This window comes from Streptomyces sp. NPDC093071 (assembly GCF_044754545.1).
GTDB lineage: Bacteria > Actinomycetota > Actinomycetes > Streptomycetales > Streptomycetaceae > Streptomyces.
Genome location: NZ_JBIVPH010000015.1, coordinates 120,306 through 129,667 on the forward strand (window position 1 = coordinate 120,306; position 9,362 = coordinate 129,667).

The 9,362-nt window shown below is 73.1% G+C and carries 8 protein-coding genes; all 8 read left to right on the forward strand.

Annotation, left to right across the window (positions count from 1 at the left end):
- Positions 1-3 precede the first annotated feature (3 nt).
- On the forward strand, positions 4-1,275 hold the full coding sequence (locus ACIQD7_RS33160) for a pyridoxal phosphate-dependent aminotransferase (RefSeq protein WP_402446867.1): 1,272 nt from the start codon (positions 4-6) through the stop codon (positions 1,273-1,275).
- 96 nt (positions 1,276-1,371) lie between these two features.
- The gene (locus ACIQD7_RS33165; RefSeq protein WP_402446847.1) at positions 1,372-2,292 is read left to right on the forward strand and encodes a fumarylacetoacetate (FAA) hydrolase; all 921 of its coding nucleotides are present in this window, start codon (positions 1,372-1,374) and stop codon (positions 2,290-2,292) included.
- A 90-nt stretch (positions 2,293-2,382) separates the two neighbouring features.
- Complete coding sequence (locus ACIQD7_RS33170) at positions 2,383-3,351, forward strand: PDR/VanB family oxidoreductase (RefSeq protein ID WP_402446850.1); 969 nt, start codon at positions 2,383-2,385, stop codon at positions 3,349-3,351.
- A gap of 211 nt (positions 3,352-3,562) precedes the next feature.
- Positions 3,563-5,056 (forward strand): acyltransferase family protein, encoded by a 1,494-nt coding sequence (locus tag ACIQD7_RS33175; protein ID WP_402446852.1) that lies wholly within the window; start codon positions 3,563-3,565, stop codon positions 5,054-5,056.
- The gene (gene pdhA / locus ACIQD7_RS33180; RefSeq protein ID WP_402446855.1) at positions 5,053-6,126 is read left to right on the forward strand and encodes a pyruvate dehydrogenase (acetyl-transferring) E1 component subunit alpha; all 1,074 of its coding nucleotides are present in this window, start codon (positions 5,053-5,055) and stop codon (positions 6,124-6,126) included. The genes ACIQD7_RS33175 and pdhA overlap by 4 nt, the downstream gene beginning before the upstream one ends.
- A gap of 1 nt (position 6,127) precedes the next feature.
- Positions 6,128-7,150, forward strand: coding sequence for an alpha-ketoacid dehydrogenase subunit beta (locus ACIQD7_RS33185; protein ID WP_402446857.1), 1,023 nt, complete (start codon positions 6,128-6,130; stop codon positions 7,148-7,150).
- Between the two features lie 43 nt (positions 7,151-7,193).
- Positions 7,194-8,570 (forward strand): dihydrolipoamide acetyltransferase family protein, encoded by a 1,377-nt coding sequence (locus ACIQD7_RS33190; protein ID WP_402446870.1) that lies wholly within the window; start codon positions 7,194-7,196, stop codon positions 8,568-8,570.
- A 52-nt stretch (positions 8,571-8,622) separates the two neighbouring features.
- Positions 8,623-9,362 (forward strand): thiamine pyrophosphate-binding protein (locus ACIQD7_RS33195; protein ID WP_402446859.1); only part of this gene is annotated, 740 nt, incomplete at its 3' end.

The following is a 9,362-nucleotide window of genomic DNA, read 5'->3' on the forward strand; positions in this document are numbered from 1 at the left end:
ACCATGTCGGCGACGCTCGCCGCCGACGAGGCCATCGCCCGCCGCCGCGCGGCCGGCCAGTCCGTCCTCTCCATGGCGAGCGGCGAGATCGGCCTGCCGGTCCACCCCGGTCTGCGGGCCCGGCTCGCCGAGGCCGCGGACCTCGGCTCGTACGGTCCCGTCGCCGGCAGCCCCGAGCTCCGCGAGGCCGCCGCCGGCTACTGGGAACGGCGCGGTCTCGCCACCGAACCGGACCAGGTCGTGTGCGGCCCCGGGAGCAAGCCGATGCTCTTCGGCCTGCTCCTGGCGGTCGGCGGCGACGTCGTCATCCCCGTGCCCAGCTGGGTCAGTTACGCGGCACAGGCCGGTCTCATCGGCGTCCGCCACTTCCCCGTCCCGGCCCTGCCGGGCCAGGGCGGGGTGCCCGACCCCGACCGGCTGCGCGAGACGGTCACCACCGCCCGCGCCGCCGGCCACGACCCGCGCTCCGTCGTCGTCACCCTGCCGGACAACCCGACCGGGGGGATCGCCGCCCCCGAGACCGTGCGGCGGCTCGCGGAGGCGGCCCGGGAGCTGGACCTCGTCGTCATCTCCGACGAGATCTACTGCGACCTCGTGTACGACCCGGTGGCGACGCCCGCCGTCTCCCCGGCGGTCTTCGCCCCCGAGCGGACCGTCGTCACCACCGGCCTCACCAAGAACCTCGCGATCGGCGGCTGGCGGACCGGTGTGGCCCGGCTGCCGGCCGGCGAGGCCGGGCAGCGGCTGCGGGAGCGGCTGGTGGGCGTGGCCAGCCAGATCTGGTCCAGCCCCGCCGCCCCCGTGCAGGCCGCCGCCGCGTACGCCTTCGCCGAGCCCGACGAGATCGTGGAGCACATCGCCGCGAGCCGCCGCCTCCACGAGACGGTGACCCGCGCGATGGCCGAGCGGTTCGCCGCCGCCGGCGCGGTCCTGGAGCCGGTGGTCGCCACCTGCTACCTGTACCCGGACTTCGAGCCGCTCCGCGCCCACCTGGCCGAGGCCCACGGGGTGCGGACCGGCGCCGGACTCGCCGAACTGCTCGTCGAGCGGTACGGCGTGGGGCTGCTGCCCGCGAGCGCCTTCGGCGAGGCGGAGGAGTCGCTGCGGCTGCGGGTGGCCACCAGCCGCCTGTACGGCGACACCGAGGAGCGGTGCCTGGCGGCGCTGCACGCCGAGGACCCGCTCGCGCTCGACTGGATCCGCGCCTCCCTCGACCGGGTCGAGGAGGTCCTCGCGGACCTCACGGCGGGCGCCGCCGTACCGATCCCCGCCTGACCCTCTTCCCGCTTCCGGACGCCGGCCCCCGGCCGGTGCCCGGAACCCTTCCCCGGCGGTTCTGCCGCCGCCCCCGGCCTAGGAGGGCCGACCGACATGTCCATCTCCATCCTGTTCGAAGCCGAATACAAGGGCGAGCGGTACGCGGGGTTCGAGAAGCCGGCCGACGGTGATCCGCTGACGCTCTTCCCGGTCGCCGACGGCCGGCTCCGGGCGGAGTTCGTCGCCGCCTCGTCCCCCGAGGCCGTCATCGCCTCCATCACGGGCGAGGGCGGGCAGATCGTCGTCGCCACCGACGACCCCGAGCTGCGCTTCCTGCCGCCGCTGCTCCCCGGCTCCGGGAACGCGCTGCTGAGCGGCTTCATGCGCACCCACAAATCCAAGTACGAGGACGAGCCCACCGACGAGACCGAGTTCGTCGCGCCCAACTGGTTCTTCAAGGGCTTCGGCTCCTGGATCCGGATGCCCGAGGAGCCCCTCGTCGTCCCGGAGAAGGCCGTCGCGCTGATCGAGGAGCCCGAGGTCGCCCTCGTGTACGTCAACGACGACGACGGGGACCCGCACTACGTCGGCTACACCTTCGGCAACGACCTGTGCGACATCGGCCTGCACCGGCAGAACCCCGGCTGGAACCCGTACTGCAAGCTCAGCGACACGTCCCTCTCGCCCTTCGTCTTCCTCGGCCCCCCGCCGACCACCGTCACCGGCCGCGTCACCATCGAGCGCGACGGCGTGCCCGCCTGGGAGGGCAGCTTCGACTGCGGCGAGAGCGCCCTCTACTTCAAGGTCCGGGACATGGCGGACCACCTCTTCACCTACCCGGCGATCCGCCGCCCCGGGATGGTCAACTACATCCTCCTGGGCGCCGACGAGGCCAGCTTCCACGACGGCTTCCGCATCGCCGACGGCGACCGCGTGGTCATCGACGTCAAGAGCCACGACGTGAGCTTCGCCAACTCCATCCAGTTCGGCAGGGAGGCAGACCGCGCCGGCCGCGCCGCCGGGGCCGCGGCCTAGCACCGAGCGATCCGGGCCCCCTCCCGAGGGGGCCCGTGCCCCTTGCCCCCCACCGCTCCCCGGCCCCGACGCCGGTAAGGAGGACGAACCGTGAGCACCACCGACGAGAAACCGTTCGACCTGCTGGTACGCCGGATGACGTGGGAGGCCGACGACGTCCTGTCCGTCGAACTGGTGAGCCCCGACGGCAAACCGCTCCCGGACTGGACGCCGGGCGCCCACATCGACCTGCACACCGGTGACCTGGTCCGGCAGTACAGCCTCTGCGGCGACCCCGCGGACACCGCGCACTACCGCATCGCGGTCCTCAAGTCGCCCGAATCGCGAGGCGGTTCCTCCTTCGTCCACGACGAGCTGCGGCCCGGCGCGACCGTCACCGTGCGCGGCCCCCGCAACCACTTCGCGCTCGTCGACGCCGACGCGTACGTGTTCGTCGCCGGCGGCATCGGCGTCACCCCGCTGCTCACCCAGGCCCGGGAGGCCGGAGCGCGCGGCAGGCCCTGGCAGCTCTGGTACGCCGGCCGGACCCGCTCCACGATGGCCTTCGGCGAGGAGCTCACCGCCCTCGCCGCGCACGGCGGCACCGTGGAGCTGCACCCCAAGGACGAGCACGGCCGCATGGACCTCCGGCGGGTCCTCGGAGGGCTTCCCGAGGGCGCCCACGTCTACTGCTGCGGCCCGCAGGCCCTGATGGACGGCATCGCGGAGGTCTGCGCGGAGCTCGGGGCCGCCGACCGGCTGCACGTCGAGCGCTTCGCCGGCGTCGTCGTCCCGTCCCCCGAGGGCGGGGAGAGCTCCTTCGAGGTCGAGTGCTCCCGCTCCGGGCAGACCGTCACCGTCGGCCCCGACGAGTCGATCGTCGACGTCCTCGACGACGCCGGGATCTACGTGGACGCCTCCTGCCGCGAGGGCGTCTGCGGCACCTGCGAGACCGGTGTCCTCGGCGGCGTCCCCGACCACCGGGACACCCTGCTCAGCCCGGCGGAGCAGGAGGCCGGCGACGTGATGATGATCTGCGTCTCGCGGTGCGCCTCGAAGCGCCTGGTCCTCGACATCTGAGACCCGCCCGCCTCCGCGTCGCCCTCCCCGTACTCCGCGTCACCTCCGTACTTCCCGTACCCCCTCCCACGCTCCGTACCCCCCCACGCCCCGTGCCCCCCACGCCCCGTGCCCCCCACGCCCCGTGCCCCCCACCCCCGCTTCCCGCACGGTCCCGCACCCCTCACCAGCACCCCCTCCCATGCGCATCCACCCAAGGAGAGAGAGTTCCGTGAGCATCGAGAGCCCCACCAGACCGGGCACCGCCGGGTCACCCGGAACCGGCACGTCCGGCGGCACCACGGCCGACGGCGAACGGCCGGCGGGGGAGGCCGCCCCCCGCGTGCGCCGGCTGCCCACCCTGACCGGTCTGCGCTTCCCGGTCGCCCTGCTGGTGTTCCTCTTCCACGCGGTCCTGCCCTTCGCCAGCATCCGGATCTTCGCCGACTCCGGCGTGGAACGCGGCATCTACCACGCGCTCGGCATGGTCGCGGGCCTCACCATGCCGTTCTGGTTCATGCTGAGCGGCTTCATCCTGATCTGGTCCGCCCGCGAGAAGGACACGGCCACGGCGTTCTGGCGCCGCCGCTTCGCCAAGATCGTCCCGCCGTACATCGTGGCGTGGGTCGTCGCCCTGGTGCTCGTCAACGGCGTCGACGGCGCCCCCACCACCCCGCTCCAGGGTTTCCTCAGCTTCTTCATGCTGCAGTCCTGGGTGCCGGACGTGCCCACCAACTTCGCCGTCAACAACGTCAGTTGGTCCCTGTCGGCCGAGGCGTTCTTCTACCTCGCCTTCCCGGCCCTGTTCGTGGTGCTCAAGAAGATACCCGCGCACCGCCTCAAGTACTGGATCGTCGGCGTTGTCGCCGCCATCGCCGCGACCCCGCTGATCACCTACGCGATCATCCCCGTCGGCACCGAGGTCGTCCCCAACGAGCCCGGCCAGTCCGCCAACTACTTCTGGTTCGCCTACGTCCTGCCCGCCGGCCGGCTCCTCGACTTCGCGCTCGGCATGCTCGTCGGCCGTGCCGTCATCCTCGGCCGCTGGCGCAACATCGGCCTCATCTGGTCGAGCGTGCTGGTCGTCGCCACCTACGTCGCCGGTCTGTACGTGCCGTGGCTGTGGGGCATCCGCCTGATCTGCGTCGTCCCGGCCGCCCTGCTGATCGCCGCCGGCGCCATCGCCGACAACGAGGGCCGGTTCACGATCTTCCGGAACCGGACGATGGTCTGGCTCGGCGAGATCTCCTTCGCCTTCTACCTGGTCCACTTCACGGTCCTGGAGTACACCCGCCACCTCCTCGGTGAGGGGCTCTACTCCACCCCGGCCGCGCTGGGGATCCTCCTCGGCGAACTCGCCGTCTCCGTCCTCCTCGCCTGGGCGCTGTACTCCTGGGTGGAGGTCCCGCTCACCCGCCGCTGGTCGCGTTCCCGCAAGGAGCGGGAGGCCGCGGAGGCGGCGAAGGCCGCCAGGGCCGCGGCGAAGCTCGCTGCCGAGCCGTCCTCCACCGTCACTGAGCCGTCCCCCGCCGCCGAGCCGTCCTCCGCCGCCACTGAGCCGTCCCCCGCCGCCGAGCCGTCCTCCGCCGTCACTGAGCCGTCCCCCGCCGCCACCGGGCCCGCCCCCGCCGTCATCGTGGACGCTCCCGTCGCCGCCGAGGCGCCCCCGGTACCCGCCGCGACCACTCCGGCCGCCGCCGGTTCCGACGGGAGGCAGGGGCTGTGAGCACCGAAGCCGTCCAGCTGCTCACCCCCGAGGGCCGGCGCGTCCGGCACCCCGACTACGACATCGACCTCAGCCACGAGGAACTGCGCGGCCTCTACCGCGACATGGTCCTCGCCCGCCGGGTCGACGGCGAGGGCGTCACCCTCCAGCGCCAGGGCGAGCTGGGCCTGTGGCCCTCGCTGCTCGGCCAGGAGGCCGCCCAGGTCGGCTCCGCGCGCGCCCTCGCCGCCGACGACCACGTCTTCCCCAGCTACCGCGACCACGCCGTCGCGCTCTGCCGGGAGGTGGACCCGGTCAGCCTGCTCGCCATGTTCCGGGGCGTCAACAACGGCGGCTGGGACCCCGCCGAGCGCGGCTTCCACCTCTACACCCTGGTCATCGGCTCGCAGACCCTGCACGCCACCGGCTACGCGATGGGCGTCGCCAAGGACGGCAGCGAGACCGCCGTGATCGCCTACTTCGGCGACGGCGCCACCAGCCAGGGCGACGTCAGCGAGGCGTTCAACTTCGCCGCCGTCTACAACGCGCCGGTGGTGTTCTTCTGCCAGAACAACCAGTGGGCGATCTCCGAGCCGACCGAGCGGCAGACCCGCGTCCCGATCCACCGGCGCGCCGACGGCTTCGGCTTCCCCGGCGTCCGCGTCGACGGCAACGACGTGCTGGCCTGTCTCGCCGTGACCAGGGCGGCCCTGGAGCGGGCCCGCCGCGGCGAGGGCCCGATGCTCGTCGAGGCCTTCACGTACCGCATGGGCGCCCACACCACCTCCGACGACCCCACCAAGTACCGGGACTCCGCCGAGGTGGAGGAGTGGGCGGGCCGGGACCCGATCGCCCGCCTCAAGGCCCACCTGCTCGATCTCGGCGCCGCCGGCGCACCGTACTTCGCCGCCGTCGACCAGGAGGCCGACGCGCTGGCGCAGGGGCTCCGCGAGCAGGTGCGCTCCATGCCCGCCCCCGACACCGAGGAGATCTTCGCGCACGTCTACGCGGACCCGCACGCGCTGGTCGACGAGGAGCGCGCCGCGTTCCGCCGCTACGAGGCGTCCTTCGCCACCGCAGGAGGGAACTGAAATGACGACCCTCACGGTCGCGCGCGCGGCGGACGGAGCGCGCCCCGCGACGCGGGCGCTGCCCCTGGGCCGGGCCATCAACGAGGCGCTGCGCGCCGCGATGGAGCAGGACCCCAAGGTCCTGGTCATGGGCGAGGACGTCGGCAGGCTCGGCGGCGTCTTCCGGATCACCGACGGCCTGCAGAAGGACTTCGGCGAGGACCGGGTGATGGACACCCCGCTCGCCGAGTCCGGCATCGTCGGCACCGCCATCGGCCTGGCCCTGCGCGGCTACCGGCCGGTGGTGGAGATCCAGTTCGACGGCTTCGTCTTCCCCGGGTACGACCAGATCGTCACCCAGCTCGCGAAGATGCACGCCCGCTCGCTGGGCCGGATCAGGCTGCCCGTCGTCATCAGGATCCCGTACGGCGGCGGCATCGGCGCGGTCGAGCACCACTCGGAGTCCCCCGAGGCCCTCTTCGCGCACGTCGCCGGCCTCCGGATCGTGTCCCCGTCGAACGCTTCCGACGCGTACTGGATGCTGCGGCAGGCGATCGCGTCCGACGACCCGGTCATCTTCTTCGAACCCAAGCGCCGCTACTACGAGAAGGGCCGGGTCGACACGGAGGCCGCCCCCGGCGACCCGCACCGCGCCCACGTGGTCCGCGAGGGCCGGGACGCCACGCTCCTCGCGTACGGGCCGGCCGTGAAGACCTGCCTGGACAGCGCCGCCGAGGCGGAGCGCGAGGGCCGCAGCCTGGAGGTGGTCGACCTGCGGTCGGTCTCCCCGATCGACTTCGACACCATCCAGGCGTCGGTGGAGAAGACCGGCCGGCTCGTCGTCGTCCACGAGGCTCCCGTCTTCTTCGGCTCCGGCGCGGAGATCGCCGCCCGGATCACCGAGCGCTGCTTCCACCACCTGGAGGCCCCGGTGCTCCGGGTCGGCGGCTACCACGCGCCGTACCCGCCGGCGCGCCTGGAGGACGAGTACCTGCCCGGCCTGGACCGCGTGCTCGACGCCGTCGACCGCTCGCTGGCGTACTGAGGAGAGAGCACCCGTGACCGAACAGCACGTCCGCGAGTTCAAGATGCCCGACGTGGGGGAGGGGCTCACCGAGGCCGAGATCCTCACCTGGTACGTCAAGCCCGGCGACACCGTGACCGACGGCCAGGTGGTGTGCGAGGTCGAGACGGCCAAGGCGGCCGTCGAGCTGCCGATCCCGTACGACGGGGTGGTGCACGAGCTGCACCACCCGGAGGGCGCCTCGGTCGACGTCGGCAGGCCGATCATCTCCGTGGCGACGGCCGCCGCGGCTCCGGTGGCCGCCGAGGCTCCCGAGGCCCCGTCCGCCCCGTCCGCCCCCGTCCGGGAGCCGGTCCTGGTGGGCTACGGCGTCTCCGAGGGTCCGACCCGCCGCCGGCCACGCAGGCAGGAGGCGGCCGTCACCGCCGCACCGGAACCGGCGGTGGAACCGACGGTGCTGGAACCGGCGGTGCTGGAACCGACGGTGCTGGAACCGGCGGTCGCCCCGGCGCGGCCGCTGGCCAAGCCGCCGGTGCGGAAGCTCGCCAAGGACCTCGGCGTGGACCTGGCGGCGGTGGTCCCGACCGGCCCCGCCGGAATCATCAGCCGGGAGGACGTCCACCGGGCGGCGGCCCCGGCGCCCGAGGAGCGGCCCACCGTTCCGGAGCCGACGCCGGCCCCGGGCCCGGTGGCGGCCCCGGACCCGGTGGCGGCCCCGGCCGCGCAGGTGTCCGCCGGCGCCCGGGTGACCCGCATCCCCGTGAAGGGCGTACGGAGGGCCACGGCCCGGGCCATGGTGGCGAGCGCCTTCTCCGCCCCGCACGTCACCGAGTTCGTGACGGTCGACGTGACGCGCACGATGAAGCTCGTCGAGGAGCTGAAGGCCGACCCCGACATGGCCGGTCTCCGCGTCACCCCGCTCCTCCTCGTCGCGAAGGCCCTGCTCGTCGCTATCAAGCGGAACCCCGAGATCAACGCGTCCTGGGACGAGGTGAACCAGGAGATCGTCATCCGCCACGACGTGAACCTGGGCATCGCCGCGGCCACCCCGCGCGGCCTCGTCGTGCCGAACATCAAGGACGCCCACACCAAGACGCTTCCCCGCCTCGCCGGAGACCTCGGCGAACTGGTGGCGGCGGCCAAGGCGGGCAGGACCCCGCCCTCGGCCATGGCGGACGGCACCGTGACCATCACCAACATCGGCGTCTTCGGCATCGACACCGGCACGCCGATCCTCAACCCCGGGGAGGCGGCGATCCTCGCCGTCGGCGCGATCGGGCTCCGGCCCTGGGTGCACAAGGGCAAGGTGAGGTCCCGTCAGGTCACCACGCTCGCGCTCTCCTTCGACCACCGGCTGGTCGACGGCGAGCTGGGGTCCCGGGTCCTCGCCGACACGGCCGGGCTCCTCGAACAGCCCAAACGGTTCCTGACCCGGGGTTGAGGGGCCTCCGCCGACATGCCAGCACACTCACCTACCGGCAGTGGGGATTCACATGACGAACGCCGTGCAGCACAGCGCGGAGGCCGACCGGTTGCCCGCCGTCCCTTCGCCCCGGACGGAAGGACGGTGCGACACCCCCGTGGAGCACGTCACGGGTGCGCAGTCCCTCATCCGTTCCCTCGAAGAGGTGGGGGCGGACACCGTCTTCGGCATTCCCGGCGGTGCGATCCTCCCGGCCTACGACCCGCTGATGGACTCGCGGAGGGTGCGCCACATCCTGGTCCGCCACGAGCAGGGCGCGGGCCACGCGGCCACCGGCTACGCCCAGGCGACCGGCAGGGTCGGCGTCTGCGTGGCGACCTCGGGCCCCGGTGCGACGAACCTGGTGACGCCGATCGCCGACGCCTACATGGACTCGGTGGCACTGGTCGCGATCACGGGTCAGGTGCCGTCGAAGGCGATCGGTACGGACGCCTTCCAGGAGGCGGACATCTGCGGGATCACGATGCCGATCACCAAGCACAACTTCCTGGTCACCAAGGCGGAGGACATCCCGCGGACGATCGCGGAGGCCTTCCACATCGCCTCGACCGGCCGTCCGGGTCCGGTGCTGGTCGACATCGCCAAGGACGCCCTCCAGGCGAAGACCAGCTTCTCGTGGCCGCCGCAGACCGACCTGCCCGGCTACCGCCCGGTGACCAAGCCGCACGCCAAGCAGATCCGGGAGGCGGCCAAGCTGATCAGCGCCGCCAAGCGGCCCGTCCTGTACGTCGGCGGCGGGGTGATCAAGTC